The organism is Priestia sp. P1_B12_1 (genome assembly GCF_056406695.1).
On sequence record NZ_JBFTZR010000001.1, the window covers coordinates 1 to 21,534 of the forward strand.

Genomic DNA, 21,534 nt, shown 5'->3' on the forward strand with positions numbered 1-21,534 from the left:
ATGAAATCGCTAGCGAATTTGGTGTAAACCTTGGTGCTGATACAACTGCACGTGCAAACGGATCAGTAGGTGGCGAAATCACAAAACGTCTTGTACAAATGGCTGAGCAACAACTTGGCGGCGGACGTTTCTAAGACAACTTTATAAAGTGATGGCTGAAGGAAGAGTGGATACCCACTCTTCTTTTTATTATGGACATTTTCTATTTATCATCACAAGTAGAAAGCCACATAAAGCATGACAAAACAAAAAACTGCCAAAGAAGGCAGCTCTCTGTATAACAAGGGTATTGTGACTGATGCCCTTTAGGCATCTTGAATAGTATGCGTAAAATAGTAGATTGTATTCACTGATAAAATTCCTTTTTATATCTAGAAGAATAATAAAACATCATATGGAAACGTTAAGTATGTGCATAGTAAGAAAGGTGGCACATTATTATGAGTATGTTAAGGAGGATAACAATGGGTATTTTAAGTGGAAATCCTACAGATGAACCGATGCATTACGGTGAAGTGTTTGGAACATGGTCGTTTCTTTCAGCTTCAAAAGGATTAGTAGCTGGTTATCAAACGTTTCTAAATCATGTAGGTGACAAGGATTTACATAAGTTGGTACAAGAAACGATTGAACAATGTCAGCAGGAAATGAAAGGTGTAGAAAAGCTATTAAAAGAAAATGGAGTGGCTTTACCTCCAACTCCGCCTGAACGCCCAGAAGCTTGTTTAGATGATATTCCAGTAGGTGCACGTGTTCAAGACCCTGAAATCGCTGCGGCTATTTCACTGGATATAGCTGCTGGTCTAGTTGCTTGCAGTCAACTGATTGGTCAATCTATTCGTGAAGATATTGCAGCAATGTTCGGTCAAATTCACATGCAAAAAGTAGCCCTTGGTGGGAAGTTTTTGCGACTTAACAAAGAAAAAGGCTGGTTAGTTCCACCACCTCTTCACAAGTCAAAAAACACGGATTGTTAATCATAAAATTCGTATAAAACGTGAAGATTTCACATTTAGTAAATCATACAATATGCTATGAGAAGGAACTACTGATTCATTCCACACTAGTAGTTCTTTCTCATAATGAATAAAGAGCAACAATGAGCGCAAACTACTCAAGATGCAGTAGAGCATTAGCAATATAATAACATCTATATTTCAACGACTAGGAAAACTACTGCAATAGGAGCAGTAGTTTTTTCCTTTTTATTGTGTTGTATAGAATATAAAAAGGCAGTGGACATATGTACGTTTATAAACAGTACCAAATTAATTCTGGAATACATGATAGTCTTTTAAGAGAAACTACTAACAATATACAAAAAGATACTTCCAGTATAGTTAAGGAGATAAAACCAATTGAATAATAAATTTGAAAAGCGTTTTTTGAGGGTTCTCTTTATTTTAACTCTATCGGGTTTGCCTTTTTTATTAAGAAATCCTCCTGTGAAAGACTCAATATTGACTTTTCTACTTAATGGGTATACCAACGGCATAGTTGACAGATTTGTTATTACTCATAAGCTCATTAAATATCCTGTACGCTATTTTCGAAAAGAGTTTAAAATACATGTTCTATTTGACTTTTTGCTATATCCAACTGTCTCCGTTATCATCAACAAACTAACAAAAAACGATAAACCCTTAGTTATCATATATAAAATTATTTTATTCATCTTTCCAATGTTTTTAATCGAACTCTGGGCAGAAAAAAAGACAAATTTAATTAGATGGAGAAGACCTTGGAAATGGTATCATACTTTACTTAGTCTTACAGTCAAATCAGTATTAAACAGGTTAATGATCGGAGCTATAAGAGCATTAGATGAAAAAGCAGAAAAGAGTTCTTGATTCATGAAATAAAAACTAAGTTGAAGATATTTCTATACCTTGAACAAATGAGTCAAGACGCCGTGAAGCATCTAACCACCTCTTTATGGAAAAATAAAGAGCTTTTTTTGTCACAGAACTCTTCATTTTGATAAAGATTAGGTGTATATCAATGAACTGCATAAAATAAATGAACAAGACCATATTAAATATCGGTGATAGGTATAAAAAGTATATTTTTTTCCGAATCCATAGGAGATCGTAGATGAATAACTATAAAAATGACAATACTGCAAGACGCTATATTGCTCATGTCAGTATATTTGGAACGACTCAAATCCATTTAAGAAACCCTTATATTATCGCTTGGTGGTCAGCAGCTTTTCCAGGCTTTGGGCACCTACTACTGTCTAAATACCTTCGCGGCTTTGTGTTATTTGTATGGGAAGTCGTCATAAACCTTAAATCTCATGTAAATTTAGCTATGATTTATTCTTTTCAAGGAAACATTGATATGGCCAAAGACGTGCTTAATACAAGGTGGCTTCTTATTTATATTCCCGTTTATATTTTTGCTATATGGGATAGTTACCGAACAACCGTTGATTTAAATAGAATATACGTGTTAGCTGAACGAGAAAATCATCGGTTCAACACCTTTAGTATAGGAGCCATGGAAATAAACTATTTAGATAAACGGAATCCCATCCTGTCCGTTTTCTGGTCCTTGGTGATGCCAGGTCTAGGACAACTCTATATTCATCGCATCATTGGTGCTTTCTTTGTCATCATTTGGGCAGTTGTTTTCTTTTATTATTCTCACTTGCTTGAAGGAATTTCTCTTCTATTTTTAGGAGAAATAAAACAGGCTACTTCCGTTTTAAATAAAGAATGGCTGTTATTTTTCCCTTCCCTATATGGTTTTGCTACCTTCGATTCCTATATAAATACGGTTGAGAATAATAAACTTGCTGAAAGAGTGCAGAAAAACTTCTTTGAAAAAACGTATCAACATCCAAGCTTTTGTATTGCGAAAGGAAAAAAGGTGGAGTGAAAACATGCAGGTCTTTTCTACATTTGAATACTCCAGTTACATAGAATTAGCTGTTTCAGAGCTAGAAAAAAAAGGGATAAAAAAAGAAGATATATTTATTGTCCCGCTTAATAATCGAACGGAAGATCGACGGATTTTTGATAGCCTTCATCGAGCCGATGGAGTTTCTCTTATTGATCTAGGAATGGCTCTAGCCACAGCTTTTTCAGTCATCGGTGCAAGCATTGGGTTTAAACTAAGCTGGGGCCCTATCTACTGGGGAATAATTAGTGCTTTTATCGGATTTATCTTAGGACTAGGAATTAAACTATTTATGTTTAAAGTAATCAGGAAAAACCAACGGCTTTTACGCGGCAAACATTCGGAAGTCATACTCATTGTTGACTGTCGTACGGTGGACGCCGGAGTTGTTGAACAAACTTTGTGGAAAAACCTTGCCTTAGGTGTTTCAAAAGTCCGATCGGATGGCTTATAAAAATAAGTCATCATCGTACAATATAATGACCAGATACAGAATGAATAAATTACTATTCAGGATTAGAGATAACTTCCTTAACGCATTGAGGGAGTTTTTCTGTTTTTAAGCTGTATACTCTTTAGTTAATATAATGTCATTTATTAGAACCAAAAAAGCTTTTAAAAAGAGCTTTTTTGGTTCTAACATATGTTAATTAAATGCCATTCTACCAACCTCTTTGATTTCTTAATGTCGTAATATGAGCAATATGATGCTTTCCATGCCAAGCGTAAGTAGCTATTAATTGCTCAATCGTCACTTCCCCGTTTTCAGGGTGGTGGATCGTTTTCTTTAGATCTATTTCATCAAGTGAGTTCAACAATTTATGAAGCCGCTTATGTAAAGCTGAAAAAAGTTGAAGAGAAACTTCTATCGGTAAATCATTATCAGGCAGAGTTGACCAAGCCACTTCATCATAAGCCTTAATAGTAGGCGCTTGCTCTGTTAAGCCTAGTTTAAAACGAGTATAAGCATTCATATGTGAGTCAGCTAAATGATGGACAACTTGACTTAATGTCCAACCGCCTTCTCGGTAAGGCGTGGCTAATTGTTCTTTTGTCAGTCCTTCTACAGCATCAGCTAATTGCTTTGGGGCATCTCCAATGTCATGAATCCACCCTTGAATATCTTCTTTCTGAATATTTTCTTTCACCGTAAATTTCCCAATAGGATATTGATTAAACATATTTCTGCCTCTCTTTCTATTTTTATTACTATCTATTATAGCAATTTTAAATAAATTTAAATATTCTGAATTAAATATAGGTGAAAAATTATAATTTATAAATATGGTATGTACTTTCAGTTACCATCATGTACCTTCTCCGCAGTACAAAGATCTGCCTTTGCTATAATTCATGATAATTCCCCCTTAAATTAGGCCGCTTTTAATTAAAACAATAAACATATAGATAAACTTGCCGTAAAATTAAGTTGAGGTGAGTAAAATGAGCAGTGATTATAAAAGCTATTTCTGCAAAAAGTTCTTTTTAATATATTTTATTACCGTTTCCTTATTTATTAGTGTTGATATTATAGAATCAGGAAGAATTACACTTTTTTCTTTTGAAGACAGCTGGAATTTTATCTTGTATCAAATTGGTTTTTGTTTAATTGCTATTGGCTTTTTTAGTGCCTTCCTTGCAAACTTATTATGGAAAATAAAAAGAGCTAAATAAATACATCATAACCCCCCACAGAAATAAAAGAAGACCTTCAGCTATTGGAAGGTCTTTTTTGGATATTTGCTTTAAGCGCTTGTAATCTTGATTGAGAATCGTTGGTTTGCCTAATTACTTTTTCCACGATGTACTGATATCCATATAAAACAACGGCTAAAACCGTAGTCATTCCCCAGTACATGCTTGGCGACATCTTTTTCATTTTAAATATGACGATGGCATTAGAATCCAACCTTCAAAAAAGAAGCATCTAGCCTTTAAAGACTAAATGCTTCCTCTCCTTTACACCTTATAGATTTCATTAGACGACATCCAGTCAACGAATTGATGATACGGATAATAGGTAGTCCCTTTCAACTCTATTTTTGGAGCTCCGGGATATTTTGTTAACAGTTCTTCAATTTCACCTTTTGCTTTTTAAAAGTAACGCTCAATCACACTATTACTTACACTGCATCCGTCATTACATATAAATTGGATGGGATAATTTTGTTTTCTAAAATTAAGTATGGATGGCACTTCATTAAAGCAAGTTTAAGAACTTCCGGTACTCTCTCTTCATCATACGCGCATACTAAATGTAATCCGCCTTTATTTACTAATTTGTCGGCTTCATTTTCAAACTCTTCTAAAATAGGTATAATTCCTTCTTGCTGTCCCCATTCGACATGAGCCCATATTTGAAAAGTCGTATTGTTTTTATAAAAAGGATCTAAGTGTTTAGAGAGATGTTCAAAAATGATGGCAGGCTGAAAGCTTCCACTTGAACAGTAATAATCAAAATTATTAATGGTATGTATATATGCTAGTTGGTCTTTAGTCAGAATTCCCTCTAACTTTTTAAAAATCAGCGGAATTAGTCTTTCACTTTCGATAACTAACGTATGTCTCTCTTGTTCAATCCCCGAAACAATATAAGACACAAGATTATCTAAGTAACTTCTCATATCGTCAATATTGTAGTAAATATGAACGCTTTCATTATTCTGTATTAATTGAGCAAACTGATTTTTCAAGTGTGTACGCTCCCTTATATAAAATCAACCTAAATATTAAGACTCTTAAAATAGTGAATTGTCTATTCATTAGAACAATTCTACGCTTTGCATTCTTGTCTGTCAAAACTAGATGTTCCCCGCTTTGTTTTAGGATGTACAGCTGGTTTTTAGAATGGTGTATCTATATTGATTGCAAACGAGATAATAGTTGTGCCAGTTATTCTGGCGTCTTGGCTAAAGGATACTGTACCCTTTTAAAATACGATTAAAACTTAACAAGAAATAATTGCAGAAGTAAGTTTTCTTACCTCTTCATTAAATAAATTCTTATGCAGCATTTCTTTATTTTGTATAGAAGACTAGTCACTATAAAACACAAAGAAAAAACGCCACTTGCTTTAATAAGTGGCGCCTTTTCTTTTAAAATATTTGAGTAAAGGCTACAATTAAAATCGTAATCCCGCTTATTAACGTTCCGCATTGACTCAATGTAAATTTCCCAATTTGCACATTTGCGGCTTTTTGCCCCACCATTACCCCTAGCCATACTGTGATAAAACTGCCAAATGCTGATGTAAGCGAAATAGCTAAAGGTGACAATCCAAGCAAACCTGCTCCTAAACCATTTGTAAGTGCGTTAGCTGAAAGTGCTACACCTAAAACACTGCTTTCTATCCATCCAATAGAGCGTACTTTTCCTTGCTCCCTACTATCTAATTCATCAATTTCGTTATTTCTTTGGGAGCTGACTAATAAAATAATCCGAATCCCAATTAGCGTTAATAATACGACGGCTACAATAACATGGAAAACTCCTGGTAAGATGGTTGAAATCCACTTGCCAAACGTAATTCCCACCATGCTAAAGAGGAAACAAATAGCTGCTATTAGTAAATTAGAAAGCCATTTTATCCTTACCTTTCGAACTCCGTATGATATTCCTACACCGAAGTTATCTATACTCGATGATAATGCAAAACCTACTATGAATAACCATTCCATTTTGTATTCTCCTTTTGTTCATAATATTGAGGAGATTTGCTTCCTTGTTGCATATATTGTTGATAAACCTTCAATAACATGATTACTGCACTTTGAAAAATAGAAAGAGGTGAACCGCTATGTCTAACATCCAAAATGATCAAAGCCTTGGTTTGTTATTAAGGTCTTTATTAAAGGAAAATGCTTTATCTATGCGGAAACTTAGCTCACTTACGGGGATTGATACGGCAACTATCTCACGGATTATAAATGGAAAACAGCAAGCAAATCTACATCATTTAAAACAATTTGCGCACTATTTAAATACTCCTCTTGAAGCATTAATTGATCCTGCTGGAGCTGCTTCAAACAATACAGAAAATGAAGTAGAAACAGGCATTCATTACTCCATTGATAAAATTCAAGAAATACTTAAATCTTTTAATATAGTAGATACAAACTTTACGATTGAGCGTGTCGAACAAGAACTAACAAAATACAAACAATATGCACAGACAGACGAAGGACACAGCATGATTTGTAATAACTTTCAAACCAAAATAGAGCAGGTCGGCAGCGTCGGAACCTTTATTGATCAATTAAAGCAAATGTATCTTGAATATTGTGATGAAAAAACATCAGCTGCCAAGCGCTCGATATTGGGAAGTGCGCTACTGTATTTTATTTTGCCTACCGATATTATCCCAGACTATGTCTTTCCAATCGGCTATTTAGACGATGCAATAGCCGTACAACTGGTAATGAATCAGCTTGCGAAATAACAACGGCTTTCTATTAAGTGAAATGAACGCGGATACCGCTCTCTATTTATTGTGAAAATGGAACTTTTTCTTGATCATGACGATGAGCAGGTAAATATTCTATTGCTTTCTTTAATTTAAATACTTCCTTTGGCGCAATCTTTTTAATCACTTTTTCTTTTTTGCATAGCTCGTGGTTACACCTATGTGCACACATACCTAAAGGAATTTTCTCTCCTAAAAATGGATCTATATAAAATCCATTTTCAAACAGCGTACTCTTAATAACATTTTCATTTTGCAATCTGCAGCAAGTAACGCAATAGTACATTCGTTTTCCACTCTCTTTCTTATATTTGATTTTGAAACATCTTATGAGAACTCATCAACAGAAGTGCTTGTTCCTATATTAAAAGTTGGAAAAATCTCAACAGGCGTTGAAGGATATTCAACACACCTCAATCTAGCATCATACTTGGGTTAATAACCGTACTATTTAGCTTATGGAGCTTGAACTCTAAATCAAAACTAAAAGCTGTTAGTTAAAGAACGAATAATATTCCACTTTTTGCTTAAACTACTCAAGATACCGCAACGTATCGACTATGTGAGAATAATTCTCCTAGCAGAAAAGCTCCCTACGGAAATAGGGAGCTTTTTCTGCGTTAAAAAAAGTGATGATTAATTTTATCTTCAACTTTTTTTACATATCTTTATACGCTTCATCCTCAAGATATTCAATACTTCTAAATAGTAAATAATCTAACGTCTCATCTCCCATAAAATTAAATATTCTATAAAGTCAGTTCCTCACACATTATTCAGCTAGCTGTTTTAAATAGTTACGAAAGCGAATTTTCGAATTTAATTCTGTATTTGTAATATGCTTTACATAGCGAATTGAACTTTGAATGATATCATAGTCATTGATTTTATTTGCACGATACTCGACAAAAGGAGGAAGATAACTCATCCCCACTAAACTAGCAGATGCTTGGAACGGCTTTGTTAATTCACTTACCGAAAATAAATTATACCCGCCTGCTTGATAAGAATGTTCAGGTGAACCGATAGAAATAGCCAATACCCACTCCTTTCCTGTCAGCTTCGTTCCGCCAGGACCATGAGCCCAGCCAAAGGTAAACACTTCATCAAACCACTGTTTTAAAAGTGGCGGACTGCTATACCAGTACAGTGGAAACTGAAAAACAATACGATCATGGGCAAGAAGCAGCTGTTGTTCAAATTCCACATTAATAGGCTGATCACAATATGTTTCATAAAGGTCATGAACTGTTAGATCCGTTTCATTCAAAACTGATTCCTTCCACTTTTTATTTACTCGGGAAGATTCAATATTTGGATGTGCAATAAGCACTAATGTTTTCATATCTAGACCTCCTTGTTATTTTTGGTATGATTATATTGTATATTTTGTAATAAATTAGAGGAAGTACGCACATTAATTAAACATAGTATAAAACTGTATACTACAGGGAGTGAAAATGGATGAGAAACCAAAAAATGGGATTTGATTACCCCCCCACTAAAGTCGGGTGCCCGGTCGAAACCACATTAGACGTAATAGGGGGAAAATGGAAAGGGATTATACTTTATCACCTTATCGATGGAAAGAAACGTTTTAATGAATTCCGAAAACTGTATCCTGCCATTACCCAGCGGATGCTGACCTTGCAATTAAGAGAATTAGAAAAGGACGGGATTGTTCACCGTGAGATCTATAAAGAAATTCCTCCAAAAGTAGAGTACTCCCTAACCGAATTTGGAAGATCTCTCGAACCAATCATTTTACTTATGAAAGACTGGGGAGAAACACATAAGAACAGAATTATTAGTGCGAGAACAGTAGAAAAAGAAGAAATTTAAACATCGAATATATTAATTAATAAATTAGTGTATTTTAGATATGGCCTATACACGAGTAGTTACCGTAATTACCATTCTAGGTAGTAAAAATAAAAGGTGGTGAAAGAAGTTTCTCTTTCACCACCTTTTATTTTGCTTTTAAATCAAATTCTTCTGTTTTACCGTCCCAGTTGATAGTTACATGAAAGGGATCAGAACTATCTTGTTTTGCACACCCTTCACAAGCATCATTGATACCCATTTTGCCATCCACTGGTGTTGAATTTACATGGATACTGCCATAACTACCTTCAATTTTATATGTAACTTCTCCAATATTATCTTTATTGGGTCCTTTATAAATAATGCTTCCTTCACCATTTTCCTTATCTTTATCTTGAGTTAAAAAATACTGAGACTTCCAATTCTTACTTTCCCCTTCAAAGCGTAAACTCTTATCTTCTTCACTACAGCTAGCAAGAAGAATCAATATACAACTAAATACGATGACTAAACTGAGTTGTCTAAAGTTCAAATTTAAATCCTCCTAATAATATCTAGTTTTATGTTAACACATCCAATGTAAATTAAGGATAAAAATGTATATTATATTCATTCCTGGTTTACATAAACACTCTTTCCGGTACACATCAAAAAAAGAACCCTTGGCGCACAAGAGGTTTTCGATAGGGTGTTATTCGTTTTATGGGCTTTTTTATACACCCCTGATTTAACAATATTTCATTTCGATAGAAATGAAGAACTCTCGCATAAAAAGCAAACCTTTTATACACCCGTTAAAGCACATCAAAAGTAGTATTTACATTTAAAAACATGTTAAAATCTAGTATTCATTTATGCTGAGATACGTATAAATAAACCCTTACAAAAAAGCAGCCTCGCTTGCCAATGCCGAGGCTGCTTCAAGTTCTTATTGAAAAAAAGGACAAGCAATAAGCAGACTGCTATTTTTATACCCAAAGCGAGCTCGTGCCTTCGTTTTCAAGATGCAGTACGTTCACTTCTGTTCCTTTGTCATATCCATGCTCTCCTCCTGGAAGAACAATCAGCGCGTTTGCTGCAGCTAATGATGAAATAGCACCTGACTTGTCCATGCCAACAGGGGTCACGACAAGCTTTCCGCCTTCATCTGAAATCTCTCCTCGCACCATTCGCGTAAAAGCGTTCGGTTCTTTGAAACGGCCGTTTAATATCGCTTTTGTTTTATGTAAATGAGGCGCTGGTGAATACAAAAAGCTGCGAACAATCGGACGAACAAACAGTTCAAACCCGACATAGCAAGCAGATGGATTTCCTGATAGTCCAAACAGCAACTGCCCGTTTCGTTCTGCAACTGTTGTGACGCTTCCGGGTCTCATCGCAATTTTATTAAACAGCACGTTCGCACCAAGCTTTTCATAAATAGCCGGCAAATAATCATAGTCGCCAACGGATACCCCGCCGGTCGTTAGTAGAATGTCCACTTCTTCAAGCGCTTTTTCTACCGCTTCATAGCAACGGTCAAAATCATCTTCAAGCTTTCCTAAGTATTTCGGAATTCCCCCGCTTCTTACGATTTGTGCGAGTGCCATATAGGAGTTACTGTTGCGGATTTTTCCTGGCTCTAACGGCTCGTTCACATCAAGCAGTTCGCTTCCTGTTGTTAACACGCCAACAACCGGCTGCTTCACGACAGCGACGTCCGCATAGCCAAACGTAGCTAAAAAAGCCGTGACGCCCGGATTGATTCGCGTCCCTTTGGAAACAAGCACGTCTCCTTTTTTTGTTTCTTCTCCTTTTAACGCAATGTGTTCCCACTTTGAAGCCCGCCTGCTTAACGCCATATATGTTTTCCCGTCTTTTTCATACGAAGTTGTGACTTCAAGCATCACAACCGCATCACACGAATGAGGGACCTGCGCTCCTGTCATAATACGCACCGCTTGAAACGGCTTTACTTCTCCTTCAAAAACAGAGCCTGCACCGATTTCACCTACAACTTCGAACTCCACAGGATGTTCATTTGAGACTTCTACGCAGTCTTGCGCTCGAACTGCAAAGCCGTCATAAAGCGATTTATTAAAATGAGGAACGTTTTGGTCGGCGATAATATCTTCTCCTAAATAGCGCCCGTAGCTTTCGGTGATCGATACGCGTTCGATGCTGCCTTTTCTTTTATATGTCATAACTTTTTCAATTGCTTCAGGAATTGAAATAGGTGTTCTGCTTTCTAACATACATTCTTCACTTCCTTTATGTCTGTTCACTTTTTATGCTATGGTGTAAAATCATAGCATATCTCACTATTTCTATCATACAATAAAATTTACTGAAAAAGGATGAAAACACCGATGTCTTCTTTTACACATTTTAATGACCAAGGCCGTGCCAACATGGTCGATATTAGCGAAAAATCTATCACTCGCCGCGTTGCAACGGCTCGTTCAAGCATACTTGTTAACAAAGAAATTCACGAAGCCATTGTAGAACATAAAATCGGAAAAGGCGACGTCCTTGCTGTCGCCCAAGTAGCGGGAATCATGGCAGCAAAACGCACGTCTGACATTATTCCGATGTGTCACCCTCTTTTATTAAAAGGCGTAAACCTTTCATTTGACTGGGATACAAGCAATGATCAGTACCGTTTATTAATAGAAGCAACTGTTAAAACGGAAGGCTCAACGGGCGTTGAAATGGAAGCTTTAACTGCCGCTTCTGCCTGCGCTCTAACCGTTTATGATATGTGCAAAGCCATTGATAAAGGTATGATTATCGGCGAAACGTATCTGCTTGAAAAATCTGGCGGCAAAAACGGTGACTACAAGCGTACGGAAGCGTAAAGGAGGTACATAATGAGCGTACATGAACATAAATCCAAAGCAACGCAGCCCGTTCGCTGCAAAATCATTACGGTATCAGACACACGCACAAAAGAAACCGATAAAAGCGGCGCGCTAATGATCCAACTTCTGAAAGAACATGACATGCAGGTTGCTTCCTATGAAATTGTAAAAGACGACCAAACGTTGATTCAACAAGCGATACTTGCCGGATGCAGTGCTGAGGACATTGACGTTGTTCTTACAAACGGCGGCACGGGCATCACAAAACGAGACGTTACGATTGAAGCCGTTCAAGCGCTGATTCATAAAGAAATCGTTGGATTCGGCGAGCTGTTTCGCATGCTGAGCTACACCGAAGACATTGGCAGCGCAGCGATTATGAGCCGGGCAATTGCCGGGACGATTAACGAAAAAGCCGTTTTTTCTACACCAGGATCAAGCGGTGCTGTTCGTCTAGCGATGACCAAGCTGATTTTACCTGAACTTCGCCACGTTGTGTGGGAATTAAACCGCCAGCGCTGACAAAATGCCTATGCGCGCGCATAGGCATTTTCATTAATCATAGTCTTTATGTACCCACTCATCTTCTGGAATGCCTAAATCTTCTCCAGAAAAACGCTCTTCTTTAAACGGATCTCCTCTAAGATGAAAGCCGTTTTGCTCCCAAAAGCCAGGATGGTTTTCATCAATGGCTTCAAAGCCTCGAAGCCATTTAACACTTTTCCAAAAGTACAAATGCGGAACAACCAATCGCAGCGGATATCCGTGCTTAGCTGTAAGCGGCTCTCCGTTAAAGGAATGAGCGAGAAGAATATCGTCTCTCAGTAAATCTTTCACTTCAATATTTGACGTATAGTCATTATCTCCGTGCAGCATGATGTATTTACTTTTTAACTCCACGCCAACTGCTTTTAAAAAGTCTGTAAACAGCACGCCTGTAAATTCATTATCAAGCCTTGTCCATCTCGTAACGCAGTGAATATCGCATTTCACCGTTGTTTGCGGCATATCCAATATATCTTGGTACGAAAGCGTTACTTCCTTGTTTACTAATCCAAACACTCGAAGCGTCCACTCCTCTAGGTTATACTCCGGCACGTCGCCTTCATGTAAAATCGGAAAGCGCTCCGTTACTACTTGCCCCGGAGGCACTCGTCCTTCATACTTTGGGTCAATTTCTGGTGTTTTCATTCGTTTGATACGGTCTGCTTTGTTCATAGGTACCACCTCTTTATTTTTTTATCAGCGTGCACTTTGCTGACTTGTTTGATTCGTTTCGACGCCTTTATCCCGCAAGAAAAACATCGCCGCTAATGTCAGCACGTAAGGGACCATCATCGTAAACTCGGTCGGTATTGAAAAACCTTGCAGTCGTGTGCTCACCGCATCCATTAAGCCAAAAAGTATACTTGATGCTAAAATACCGACCGGATGAGACTGACCGAGCATCATCGCAACAAGTGCAATAAATCCACGCCCTGAAGTCATACCTTCTGAGAACATCGTCACTTGTCCTAATGAAAGCTGTGCTCCGGCAATCCCACACAGAATTCCGCATGCTGCAATCGCAAACAGCTGATATCTGATTGCTTTTAAGCCAAGCGTACTTGCTGCTACTTGATTGTAGCCTACTGCTAGGAGCCGAAAACCGAAAATCGTTCGATAAAAGAAGATATAAAAAGCAATAGCTGCTATAAAAGCAAAATAGACAAGCGGCGACTGTCCTGAAATAATGTCGCCGATTACAGGTATGTCTTTGATCAAAGGAATATCCCATGTGCCTATTCCGTGCATGTTTTTATCGTAATAAGCACCTTTTGTATGAAAAATTGTCCGGAGTAAAAAGGTCGTTAAGCCTAGTGCTAAAAAATTAATGGAGACCCCAACAACAATTTCGTTCGCTTTAAACACCACGACCATCATTCCAAACAGCAACGCAAAAAGTAAGCTTGCTCCAGCTGCAATCATGATTGCAAAAAAGACATTATGAGTATAATAGTTGCCGGCAACCCCGCTAAAAGCTCCAATCAAAATCAGACCTTCTAGCCCTACATTAAATATGCCTACGCGCGCGCAAAGCATTCCGCCCAGCGCCGCTAATAAAATCGGTGCAACCATTCGTAACGTTGCATTTAACAGTGACCAATCAAGCAGCTCCACGAATATCAGCTCCTTTCTTTTTTGCTCTCCACCACTGCTTTGTGAATTTTGCTGAGATAAATAGAATGAGCACAGCTTGCATAATACTCGCAATTTCTAACGGAATTTCTGTATTACGCTCCAGCCCCATCGCTCCTGTTTGCAAAGCGGCAAGTAAAAGAGACGTAAAAACAATGCCGATCGGATTCGAGTTTGCTAACAAAGCAGCCATCACTCCAGTCCACGCATATCCAGGAACGGTGAGTGCACCGTCTACAAAACGGTACTGCGAACCAAGAACTTCAAATCCTCCGGCTAATCCAGCCAAGCTCCCGCTAATAAACATACTAAGCAGCATGACTTTTACTTGATGAATACCTCCATACGCCCCGAACAACGGATTTTTTCCGGATGCATTCACTTCGTACCCAAACACAGAATAGCGAAGCACCGTCCACAGCAGAAGCGCACCTACTAGAGCAATGATAAACCCGATATGAAGAGGCATTCCTTGAAACACTTTTCCAAGCCACGCCCCTTGCTCAATCATAGGCGTTTGAGCGAGAGCAGCTGAGCCTGTTTTGTCTTGAAACGGATGGCCTGCTAAATAGCTTGCAAATAAAACAGCGATATAATTTAACAAAAGTGTTGAAATGACGAGCTGAATTTTAAACGCAGCTTCCATCCAGCCTGCTAAACCAGAAAGCAAACCTCCTGCCACAACGGCAGCTGCAATAGCCGCTATAAGCTTGACTATCCCCGGAGCCGGCAGGTAATAAGCGACAATCGCTGCGCTAATCGCTCCAACGACCATCTGTCCTTCTCCCCCTAAATTAAACACACCTGCCCTAAAAGCAAACCCGACACCTAAAGCAATTAAAAGAATAGGCGTAGCGCGAGCCAGCGTAGTGGTGAAGAAATAAAAATTACCAAACGCTCCATTCCAGAGCTCTGTATATGTTTGAAGAACCGAACCACCAGTTAAGGAAATAATAATGCCTCCTACTGCTAAGCCAAAAATGACTGCAATAACCGGCTGGATTAATGATTTAAGAAGTTTCTGCAACTGTATCACCTTCTACCGTTCCTCCTGCCATTAATATGCTTAGTTTCTCTTCCGTTGCTTCTTCTCTTGTAAGCTCTCCGACAACGCTGCCTTCGTACATAACTAACATTCGATCTGATAGGGAGATAATCTCCGACAGTTCCGAAGATACAAGTAAAATAGCGGAGCCATTATTCCGTTTTTGAATCAAAGCATCATGAATACGTTCCATTGCCCCAATATCCACTCCTCGCGTTGGTTCAGCAGCAAGTAGAAAAGAAGTGTTTTGCCCAAGCTCTCTGGCAACAATCAATTTTTGCAGATTTCCCCCTGACAGCTCTCCTGCTTTTTGCTTAGATGAAGTGGCTTTAATCGAAAATTCGTTTATCCATTCATTCACACTAGAACTGAATATCTTTCTTTTTAACCAGCCCATTTTTGAAAATGAAGGTTTATACTGATAGCCCATCAGTGCATTTTCTTCAATCGTATCGTCTTTGGAGGCTCCCCACATATAGCGGTCTTCTGGAATATGAGCGATGCCTGCTTCTCTTCTTTCACGCACAGATCGCCCTGTAAGGTGCTCATCGCCAAGTTTGATACTGCCACTATCTGTTTCTATTAATCCAGCAATGGCTTGAAGCAGCTCTGATTGTCCATTTCCCGACACACCTGCAATACCGACAATTTCGCCTGCAGAAACGTGAAGAGACACATTTTGCAATACGTTTTTTTGTCCTTTTCCTTTTAAAAAGAGATTTTGTACGTTTAGATGAGAGGTACCTTGTGATGGTATTCTTGCAGGACGCTCTTTTAATTCTCGCCCTACCATCAGCCTGGCTAGGTGGTGAGCATTGGTATCTTCTTTACTTGTGACGCCGGCTACTTTACCATTTCGAAGCACCGTAATGCGGTCCGCTACTTCCATCACTTCTTGCAGCTTATGTGTAATAATAACGATACTTTTACCTTGAGAAGCTAAAAAACGGATTGTTTTTAATAGTTCCTTCACTTCATGAGGAGTAAGAACGGCGGTAGGCTCGTCTAAAATGATGATTTCTGCTCCTTGATACAGCACTTTTAAAATTTCAATTTTTTGCTGTTCTCCAATCGAGCAATGCTTTACTTTTTTATGAACATCTACTGAAATTTGATACGTTTCGGTTAATTGCTGTACATCTGCTTTCGCCTGCCTTCTATTAAAAAAGAGGCCTTTCTTTGGCTCATGCCCCAAGACAATGTTTTCAGCCACTGTAAAATGAGGAAAAACCATAAAATGCTGATGCACCATGCCTATTCCGTTTTTAATGGCATCTGCAGGAGATGAAAACGAGACGGTTTTCCCATGTAGCTGAATACTTCCTGAACTCGGCTTTTCCATTCCGTAAAGCATCCTCATTAACGTCGTTTTTCCAGCGCCATTTTCTCCAACCAGCGCGTGAACCTCGCCTTTTTTCAGTGTAAAAGACACGTTATCATTCGCTAAAAACGAACCGTATTTTTTCGTCAAATTCGTTAACTGCAGCAGCTCACTCATTCCATTCATTGCTCCTTTCCACTTTAGGATTTTTTCAAAAATAAGAAAGAGAAGCCAGCCTTACTCGACTTCTCTTTTCAACTCACTTGGCTAACGGATCTTTTACTACGGTTTTTCCATCAATAATCGAATCTTTAATTTCTTTTAATTGATCAATTACATCTTGCCCTACAAAGTCATTAAGAGGTGTCTTGCTGTCTTGAGTCACATACGTTAACCCAACACCTTTTTCTTTTAAGCCGTATGTTACTACGCCCGATTTAAATTTGTCATTTGCGAGTGCTTCTACCGTTTCATAAGCAGCCGCATCAGATCCTTTTAACTGCGATAAAACGATATGCTCAGGATCTACTTCCGTACGGTCAATATCTTGGCCAGCCGTATAAAAACCTTTTTCTTTTGCTGCTTCAAATACACCCAAGTCGCCTACCGCTGAAGCTCCGGCAATAAAGTCAGCTCCTTTTGAAGCCTGTAAAATAGCAAGCTCTTTTGCTTTAGCTGGATCAGAGAAGCTTCCAACATAGTTTACTAGAAACTCTGCTTTTGGATTTGTTGATTGTAACCCTTCTTTAAAACTTACGGTCCATTTTTTTAATAATGGAATATCATCTGCTGCAACCATTCCTACTTTATTCGTTTTTGTAACCAATCCTGCTGCTGCTCCTAATAAATATGAAGCTTCTTGTTCACGGAATACAACGCTTCTTACATTTGGTAAATCGACCACTGTATCAATAATCGCAAATTGACGCTGCGGGTTTTCTCGAGCTACTTTTTTCAACGCATCTTCGGATTCAAAAGAAGATGTAATAATCAAATCATAATTTTCTGCTACGGCAGCACGCAAATTACTTTCAATGGCTGCTTGGTCCGTGGATTCAATTGTCTTTATATCAATGTTATACTTCTTTCCAGCGCGTTTTGCTCCATCATCCATTTGTTGAAAAAACGGGTTAACTCCAATCTTTTCAGGTAAAACAAGAGCAATTCGCTTCTTTCCTTTCTCTTCACTTCCACTGCTTTTTGTGCTTTTTGACTGACAGCCAGTTACGAGTAGTACAAGCGCAACGGCTAAAATAAGAAACTTCTTCATTTAACTTACTCCCCCTATAATATAAAAAAAGCTCTTCCTTTATATAAAGGAAGAGCTCGTTAACCAAACGTCTCTTCCTCATCTTCAAGAACATACTGTTCTTAAGGATTTGGCACCATTCTGTCATAGACAGCGGTTGCCGGGTTTCACAGGGCCAGTCCCTCCACCTCTCTTGATAAGGAAAACAATAGCTATTTGTTTTATGTAATATAGTCAATATTAATAGTTTTTTAACAATTGTCAATATTATTTTTCTTTTTTACGCAAAAAAACTTTAAAAACAGATAGGATTATACGGTTTTAGTCTACTAAAATACAGATCAACCTTCTAAATTAATCATCGTATGCCTCCTAGCAAAGCGCTTACGGTAAGTCTGCTAGTCTTCTAGAAGGATCATGTGTAGCAGAGCACTTTTATTACATCTCTTTTGTTAATCCACTATCGATTGAAAACACTTTACCAAGAATGTTAGACTTTTCCTGAGCGATATTTTTTAAGAGGTGTTAACGTTGAAATTGATGAAAGAATTATCTGGAGTAGCTATTGGACTCATTATCGCTTTGGCGGTTTCAAAAATCTTTTTTGATACCCCGACCAATATTGGAATTGTAGTTATTTTTATTACTAGTATGGTCGTAACAGGTATAGCAAGAGCGAAACTAAGATAAGATAACCTAACTAAAAAACACCACCTTTTATTCGCAAGGTGGTGTTTTCTTTTAATGATTTTAGTATGTAGTTATTCTCAGTGAATGCTTTTACCCTTCTTCATCAATCATCGTATACTTCCTAGCAAAGCGCTTGTAGTAAATTTGCTCATCCTCTTGTCCATCGTTAAAAACAAGTCGGTTATGATTAATATCTTTTTCTTTTAACACATAGCCTTTTTCATTCATCAGTTGAATATATTCATCTAAATGCCCTTTTTTAACCATATAGTGAAGAGCATCATCTGAATCCGTAGTGTTTGCTACATCTTGACTTCCCACTTCTAACTTGAATACAGCTGTTGCTGTTTGAATGGGACGATAATCTCCAAACACTCTTTCCCAATTTAATAGCAGCAGCGCGCCGGAAATTATTATACATCCTCCAGCCGCTACGGTTAGTACAAATCGTTTTGACACTACTTTCTCTCCTTTACATTCTTTTTCTTCTATTTAATACAACGGATTGCCCTAAACTTGTTTTTACGCCAAGTCCTAGATACACGGCAGCACCTAAAGCAATTGAAATACAAGATGTGCTAATTGCAAGTGAAGATGCAGACAGCTTATTTTCTAAAAAATAGTGAGAAGTATAATTGCCGATAATCACAGCGGCTGACATCACACTTACTAATAAAACAGGTGTCAACGCAGCTTGTCTCAGTGATTGAACTCGGTAAGAAATGGATTTTTCAATTAAATAAAAGTTATATATAACCGATACACCATACCCTCCGTAAGTCGCGACAACCGGTCCAATTTCTTTTAAGCTTGAAACCAACAGTACGTTTAATACTAGCTTCACAACAATTCCTAAGCCCAAGCCTAAAATTAGCTTCTTTTGCTGATTAATTCCTTGGAGAATTGCGGCTGTTACTGTAAAAAGAGCAAATAAAACGGCAGCAGGCGCGTACCATTGTAAAACAACTCCACCGATTTCAGGACTGTTTTTTGCTCCAAAAATCATCATATATACCGGCTTGCCTAATAAACAAAGCCCCACAGCAGCAGGAAGAGTAAAAAATAACAGCAGTTGCAGCGTTTTTGTAATCTTTCCTTTTACTTCTCGTAAATTTCCCTGCACAAAAGAAGATGTAATGCCGGGAATCAGCGACATGCTGAAGGCGGTGGCTAGCGATACCGGCACCATCACTAAAATCTGAGCTAATCCAATGACAGAGTTGATTATTTCGGCTTTAGCTTGTCCATACCCTATTGATTGAAAAAGGATGTTAATCGTAAACGTATCAATATTTTGATAGATTGGAATCGCTAAACCAACTAAGACAAACGGAACAGCGTACGTCACAAGCTCTTTGAACATTGAAGAGAACGAAATGAATTTATTATTCTTTCCGCTGTTTACTTCCTTCATAATCAGCCGCTTGCGTTTTAGATAAGTCGCACCGAGAATTCCTATACCCCCTACGCCTCCAATAAACGCTCCAAACGTACCGATTCCAACAGCTTTTGTCATCGTGCTATGAAAAAGGTGAATAACAGCGTATGCTCCTGCTAAAATAAACAGCACGCGCACTATTTGTTCAATAATTGTACTTAGCGCGGATGGTCCCATGGACTGGTTACCTTGAAAGTAGCCTCGTAATAGACTCATAGGCGGGATAATAATTAAAGCAAAGCTCACCATTCGAATCACGTATACTACGTCTTTTTGACTATTTCCTGAGGAATCTTTTCCGTTAATCACTAGCTCAGAAAGCCACGGCGCCATCGTATAGAGGACTAAGAAGCCTATGATGCCCGTTATCGTCATTAATAGAAGTCCTGCTTTTAATAGATCTTGTCCAGCACGGTAGTTTCCAAGACCGTTATATTTTGATACATACTTTGAAACAGCAAGCGGAAGACCCATCGTCGACAAGCTTAGCATCAAGGTGTATGGACCGTATGCATACTTATAAAGCGCGTATCCTGACGTTCCCACCAAGGCCGTAAACGGAATAATATAAATAAAACCTAAAATTTTTGTTAGCAAAGAAGACGCTGTTAACAAAAGCGTACCTCTCATCAAATTTTTTTCCATACATCAAAACCCCAGAAATAAATATTTTATTTTTAACAAATACTTGATTTATTGTATCATACTTACAATTATTATCTAGTTTTTTATAAAACATTAGAACCCTCTCTATATTACGTTTTTACCTAATAAAGGAATATAAACCAATCTTTTAACCTATGATAAATGAATCGTTTTTTGCTTTTTACTTTACCTGACGTTTACATTTTAAAAGACGTGTTACATTATATATATCAGTTACCAACTCAACTAAGACTCCTTGACTATTCTGGCCTACCTGCTCTTTTAGGTAGACTGAGGTTGCTAAATCGTTATATATAGGAGGAAAAAATCATGAATATGAAACAACGACTATCAAAAGCAGCGGCGGCTGCAACGATTACAGGAATTGCTGCGTTTGGATTTGCTCCTGTCGCTCAGCTTGATACACCAGCACATGCAGCTACATCTCAAGAAACAAGCAGTCAAAGTCAAACAGCTGTAAAAAACATTAATGAAATTTACAACGCCGCAGTAAAAGGTGAAGTGCCACGCTTAACGGCAGACTTCAAAATTGGCAAAACACTGCGTCAAGACGTTCGTGATCAGTTCGGTCCCCCGCCTGAAGGTTCATCAAACAACTTTGACTACTATCACGCGGAAATGGGTCACCCTGGATACGCATTTGGCTATGATCAAAATAACATTATTAACGAAATCCGCTATTTTGGTACAAATGTAGAGCGTCAAACAAATCTAGGCTCCATCACCCAAGCTAACTTAAAGAAAGAATTAGGTCAGCCGAACTTTATAGGCAAAGTAAAAGGTGATGGTACTACTCAAACGAAGTACACCTATCACGCCGGCGCCTATGATCTTGAATTCATTTTTGATGATAGCAAAACGTTAAATCACGTTAATTTAGTTAAAAAACCTTAAGTAATAGAAAAAGTAGCAGGCTG

Annotated in this window: 26 protein-coding genes and 1 riboswitch; of the genes, 12 read left to right on the top strand and 14 right to left on the bottom strand. The window is 38.0% G+C overall.

Annotated features, from left to right (window positions below; translation table 11 throughout):
• The 5 genes from AC1D0Y_RS00005 to AC1D0Y_RS00025 all read left to right on the top strand — a co-directional run.
• On the top strand, positions 1 to 134 hold a 134-nt coding region (locus tag AC1D0Y_RS00005; protein ID WP_016765087.1), incomplete at its 5' end, for a small, acid-soluble spore protein, alpha/beta type.
• Between the two features lie 330 nt (positions 135 to 464).
• Entirely contained in the window at positions 465 to 977 is a 513-nt protein-coding gene (locus tag AC1D0Y_RS00010; protein ID WP_060747250.1) for a DUF3231 family protein, read from the top strand.
• 381 nt (positions 978 to 1,358) lie between these two features.
• Entirely contained in the window at positions 1,359 to 1,850 is a 492-nt protein-coding gene (locus AC1D0Y_RS00015; protein ID WP_477707270.1) for a CBO0543 family protein, read from the top strand.
• 244 nt (positions 1,851 to 2,094) lie between these two features.
• A complete protein-coding gene (locus AC1D0Y_RS00020) occupies positions 2,095 to 2,883 on the top strand; it encodes a hypothetical protein (RefSeq protein WP_336064586.1) in 789 nt (262 codons plus the stop codon).
• Between the two features lie 4 nt (positions 2,884 to 2,887).
• A complete protein-coding gene (locus AC1D0Y_RS00025; protein ID WP_098966680.1) occupies positions 2,888 to 3,358 on the top strand; it encodes a hypothetical protein in 471 nt (156 codons plus the stop codon).
• Positions 3,359 to 3,566: 208 nt separating this feature from the next.
• On the opposite strand, the gene AC1D0Y_RS00030 is transcribed toward AC1D0Y_RS00025, so the two are convergent.
• Complete coding sequence (locus tag AC1D0Y_RS00030; protein ID WP_477707271.1) at positions 3,567 to 4,085, bottom strand: YfiT family bacillithiol transferase; 519 nt, start codon at positions 4,083 to 4,085, stop codon at positions 3,567 to 3,569.
• Between the two features lie 262 nt (positions 4,086 to 4,347).
• Between AC1D0Y_RS00030 and AC1D0Y_RS00035 the strand changes: the two genes are divergently transcribed.
• Positions 4,348 to 4,578 (top strand): hypothetical protein, encoded by a 231-nt coding sequence (locus AC1D0Y_RS00035; RefSeq protein ID WP_060747245.1) that lies wholly within the window; start codon positions 4,348 to 4,350, stop codon positions 4,576 to 4,578.
• Between the two features lie 449 nt (positions 4,579 to 5,027).
• Here AC1D0Y_RS00035 and AC1D0Y_RS00040 read toward each other — a convergent pair whose 3' ends face one another.
• Together AC1D0Y_RS00040 and AC1D0Y_RS00045 are read right to left on the bottom strand one after the other, a co-directional pair.
• On the bottom strand, positions 5,028 to 5,597 hold the full coding sequence (locus AC1D0Y_RS00040) for an MEDS domain-containing protein (protein ID WP_060747244.1): 570 nt from the start codon (positions 5,595 to 5,597) through the stop codon (positions 5,028 to 5,030).
• A 402-nt stretch (positions 5,598 to 5,999) separates the two neighbouring features.
• Positions 6,000 to 6,581: a manganese efflux pump gene (locus AC1D0Y_RS00045; RefSeq protein WP_060747243.1), complete on the bottom strand. Its 582-nt coding sequence runs from the start codon at positions 6,579 to 6,581 to the stop codon at positions 6,000 to 6,002.
• 119 nt (positions 6,582 to 6,700) lie between these two features.
• On the opposite strand from AC1D0Y_RS00045, the gene AC1D0Y_RS00050 reads away from it, so the two are divergent.
• Complete coding sequence (locus tag AC1D0Y_RS00050) at positions 6,701 to 7,342, top strand: DUF1232 domain-containing protein (RefSeq protein ID WP_060747242.1); 642 nt, start codon at positions 6,701 to 6,703, stop codon at positions 7,340 to 7,342.
• Positions 7,343 to 7,388: 46 nt separating this feature from the next.
• Here AC1D0Y_RS00050 and AC1D0Y_RS00055 read toward each other — a convergent pair whose 3' ends face one another.
• Entirely contained in the window at positions 7,389 to 7,652 is a 264-nt protein-coding gene (locus AC1D0Y_RS00055) for a DUF3973 domain-containing protein (protein WP_051421118.1), read from the bottom strand.
• A 486-nt stretch (positions 7,653 to 8,138) separates the two neighbouring features.
• A complete protein-coding gene (locus AC1D0Y_RS00060; protein ID WP_060747241.1) occupies positions 8,139 to 8,711 on the bottom strand; it encodes an NAD(P)H-dependent oxidoreductase in 573 nt (190 codons plus the stop codon).
• Positions 8,712 to 8,830: 119 nt separating this feature from the next.
• Here AC1D0Y_RS00060 and AC1D0Y_RS00065 point away from each other — a divergent pair, with 119 nt between their 5' ends.
• Positions 8,831 to 9,208, top strand: coding sequence for a winged helix-turn-helix transcriptional regulator (locus tag AC1D0Y_RS00065; protein ID WP_060747240.1), 378 nt, complete (start codon positions 8,831 to 8,833; stop codon positions 9,206 to 9,208).
• Between the two features lie 127 nt (positions 9,209 to 9,335).
• Here the strand turns inward: AC1D0Y_RS00065 and AC1D0Y_RS00070 are convergent, their stop codons facing one another.
• Both AC1D0Y_RS00070 and AC1D0Y_RS00075 read right to left on the bottom strand, forming a co-directional pair.
• A complete protein-coding gene (locus AC1D0Y_RS00070; protein ID WP_477707272.1) occupies positions 9,336 to 9,722 on the bottom strand; it encodes a hypothetical protein in 387 nt (128 codons plus the stop codon).
• 436 nt (positions 9,723 to 10,158) lie between these two features.
• Positions 10,159 to 11,424: a molybdopterin molybdotransferase MoeA gene (locus AC1D0Y_RS00075; protein ID WP_060747239.1), complete on the bottom strand. Its 1,266-nt coding sequence runs from the start codon at positions 11,422 to 11,424 to the stop codon at positions 10,159 to 10,161.
• 114 nt (positions 11,425 to 11,538) lie between these two features.
• On the opposite strand from AC1D0Y_RS00075, the gene moaC reads away from it, so the two are divergent.
• A complete protein-coding gene (gene moaC, locus AC1D0Y_RS00080) occupies positions 11,539 to 12,027 on the top strand; it encodes a cyclic pyranopterin monophosphate synthase MoaC (RefSeq protein WP_013058475.1) in 489 nt (162 codons plus the stop codon).
• 12 nt (positions 12,028 to 12,039) lie between these two features.
• Complete coding sequence (locus tag AC1D0Y_RS00085; RefSeq protein ID WP_060747238.1) at positions 12,040 to 12,552, top strand: MogA/MoaB family molybdenum cofactor biosynthesis protein; 513 nt, start codon at positions 12,040 to 12,042, stop codon at positions 12,550 to 12,552.
• 33 nt (positions 12,553 to 12,585) lie between these two features.
• Here the strand turns inward: AC1D0Y_RS00085 and AC1D0Y_RS00090 are convergent, their stop codons facing one another.
• The 5 genes from AC1D0Y_RS00090 to AC1D0Y_RS00110 form a co-directional block, all read right to left on the bottom strand.
• A complete protein-coding gene (locus tag AC1D0Y_RS00090; RefSeq protein ID WP_028409819.1) occupies positions 12,586 to 13,248 on the bottom strand; it encodes a sulfite oxidase-like oxidoreductase in 663 nt (220 codons plus the stop codon).
• A 24-nt stretch (positions 13,249 to 13,272) separates the two neighbouring features.
• The gene (locus AC1D0Y_RS00095; protein ID WP_217598245.1) at positions 13,273 to 14,190 is read right to left on the bottom strand and encodes an ABC transporter permease; all 918 of its coding nucleotides are present in this window, start codon (positions 14,188 to 14,190) and stop codon (positions 13,273 to 13,275) included.
• Complete coding sequence (locus AC1D0Y_RS00100) at positions 14,177 to 15,244, bottom strand: ABC transporter permease (RefSeq protein ID WP_477707273.1); 1,068 nt, start codon at positions 15,242 to 15,244, stop codon at positions 14,177 to 14,179. The genes AC1D0Y_RS00095 and AC1D0Y_RS00100 overlap by 14 nt, the downstream gene beginning before the upstream one ends.
• On the bottom strand, positions 15,219 to 16,751 hold the full coding sequence (locus AC1D0Y_RS00105) for an ABC transporter ATP-binding protein (RefSeq protein WP_060747234.1): 1,533 nt from the start codon (positions 16,749 to 16,751) through the stop codon (positions 15,219 to 15,221). The genes AC1D0Y_RS00100 and AC1D0Y_RS00105 overlap by 26 nt, the downstream gene beginning before the upstream one ends.
• A gap of 82 nt (positions 16,752 to 16,833) precedes the next feature.
• Positions 16,834 to 17,844, bottom strand: coding sequence for a BMP family lipoprotein (locus AC1D0Y_RS00110; protein ID WP_477707274.1), 1,011 nt, complete (start codon positions 17,842 to 17,844; stop codon positions 16,834 to 16,836).
• Between the two features lie 75 nt (positions 17,845 to 17,919).
• Positions 17,920 to 18,026: riboswitch (SAM riboswitch) on the bottom strand.
• Between the two features lie 328 nt (positions 18,027 to 18,354).
• Here AC1D0Y_RS00110 and AC1D0Y_RS00115 point away from each other — a divergent pair.
• Positions 18,355 to 18,513, top strand: a complete 159-nt coding sequence (locus AC1D0Y_RS00115) for a hypothetical protein (protein WP_155920475.1) — start codon at positions 18,355 to 18,357, stop codon at positions 18,511 to 18,513.
• Between the two features lie 90 nt (positions 18,514 to 18,603).
• On the opposite strand, the gene AC1D0Y_RS00120 is transcribed toward AC1D0Y_RS00115, so the two are convergent.
• Both AC1D0Y_RS00120 and AC1D0Y_RS00125 read right to left on the bottom strand, forming a co-directional pair.
• On the bottom strand, positions 18,604 to 18,972 hold the full coding sequence (locus tag AC1D0Y_RS00120; protein WP_060747233.1) for a hypothetical protein: 369 nt from the start codon (positions 18,970 to 18,972) through the stop codon (positions 18,604 to 18,606).
• A 13-nt stretch (positions 18,973 to 18,985) separates the two neighbouring features.
• Positions 18,986 to 20,596, bottom strand: coding sequence for a putative polysaccharide biosynthesis protein (locus tag AC1D0Y_RS00125; RefSeq protein WP_477707275.1), 1,611 nt, complete (start codon positions 20,594 to 20,596; stop codon positions 18,986 to 18,988).
• 330 nt (positions 20,597 to 20,926) lie between these two features.
• Here AC1D0Y_RS00125 and AC1D0Y_RS00130 point away from each other — a divergent pair, with 330 nt between their 5' ends.
• Positions 20,927 to 21,511 carry a YjgB family protein gene (locus AC1D0Y_RS00130; RefSeq protein WP_060747231.1) on the top strand — a complete coding sequence of 195 codons (585 nt, stop codon included), beginning with the start codon at positions 20,927 to 20,929 and terminating at the stop codon, positions 21,509 to 21,511.
• Positions 21,512 to 21,534 lie beyond the last annotated feature (23 nt).

Excerpts from the sequence above, each read along its gene's own strand:
- AC1D0Y_RS00065 (WP_060747240.1), top strand. The coding sequence starts at position 8,831 with ATGAGAAACCAAAAAATGGGATTTGATTACCCCCCCACTAAAGTCGGG.
- AC1D0Y_RS00110 (WP_477707274.1), bottom strand. The coding sequence starts at position 17,844 with ATGAAGAAGTTTCTTATTTTAGCCGTTGCGCTTGTACTACTCGTAACT.
- AC1D0Y_RS00010 (WP_060747250.1), top strand. The coding sequence starts at position 465 with ATGGGTATTTTAAGTGGAAATCCTACAGATGAACCGATGCATTACGGT.
- AC1D0Y_RS00090 (WP_028409819.1), bottom strand. The coding sequence starts at position 13,248 with ATGAACAAAGCAGACCGTATCAAACGAATGAAAACACCAGAAATTGAC.
- AC1D0Y_RS00030 (WP_477707271.1), bottom strand. The coding sequence starts at position 4,085 with ATGTTTAATCAATATCCTATTGGGAAATTTACGGTGAAAGAAAATATT.
- AC1D0Y_RS00085 (WP_060747238.1), top strand. The coding sequence starts at position 12,040 with ATGAGCGTACATGAACATAAATCCAAAGCAACGCAGCCCGTTCGCTGC.
- AC1D0Y_RS00025 (WP_098966680.1), top strand. The coding sequence starts at position 2,888 with ATGCAGGTCTTTTCTACATTTGAATACTCCAGTTACATAGAATTAGCT.
- AC1D0Y_RS00050 (WP_060747242.1), top strand. The coding sequence starts at position 6,701 with ATGTCTAACATCCAAAATGATCAAAGCCTTGGTTTGTTATTAAGGTCT.
- AC1D0Y_RS00105 (WP_060747234.1), bottom strand. The coding sequence starts at position 16,751 with ATGAGTGAGCTGCTGCAGTTAACGAATTTGACGAAAAAATACGGTTCG.
- moaC (WP_013058475.1), top strand. The coding sequence starts at position 11,539 with ATGTCTTCTTTTACACATTTTAATGACCAAGGCCGTGCCAACATGGTC.
- AC1D0Y_RS00060 (WP_060747241.1), bottom strand. The coding sequence starts at position 8,711 with ATGAAAACATTAGTGCTTATTGCACATCCAAATATTGAATCTTCCCGA.
- AC1D0Y_RS00035 (WP_060747245.1), top strand. The coding sequence starts at position 4,348 with ATGAGCAGTGATTATAAAAGCTATTTCTGCAAAAAGTTCTTTTTAATA.
- AC1D0Y_RS00055 (WP_051421118.1), bottom strand. The coding sequence starts at position 7,652 with ATGTACTATTGCGTTACTTGCTGCAGATTGCAAAATGAAAATGTTATT.
- AC1D0Y_RS00045 (WP_060747243.1), bottom strand. The coding sequence starts at position 6,581 with ATGGAATGGTTATTCATAGTAGGTTTTGCATTATCATCGAGTATAGAT.
- AC1D0Y_RS00020 (WP_336064586.1), top strand. The coding sequence starts at position 2,095 with ATGAATAACTATAAAAATGACAATACTGCAAGACGCTATATTGCTCAT.
- AC1D0Y_RS00125 (WP_477707275.1), bottom strand. The coding sequence starts at position 20,596 with ATGGAAAAAAATTTGATGAGAGGTACGCTTTTGTTAACAGCGTCTTCT.
- AC1D0Y_RS00130 (WP_060747231.1), top strand. The coding sequence starts at position 20,927 with ATGAATATGAAACAACGACTATCAAAAGCAGCGGCGGCTGCAACGATT.
- AC1D0Y_RS00075 (WP_060747239.1), bottom strand. The coding sequence starts at position 11,424 with ATGTTAGAAAGCAGAACACCTATTTCAATTCCTGAAGCAATTGAAAAA.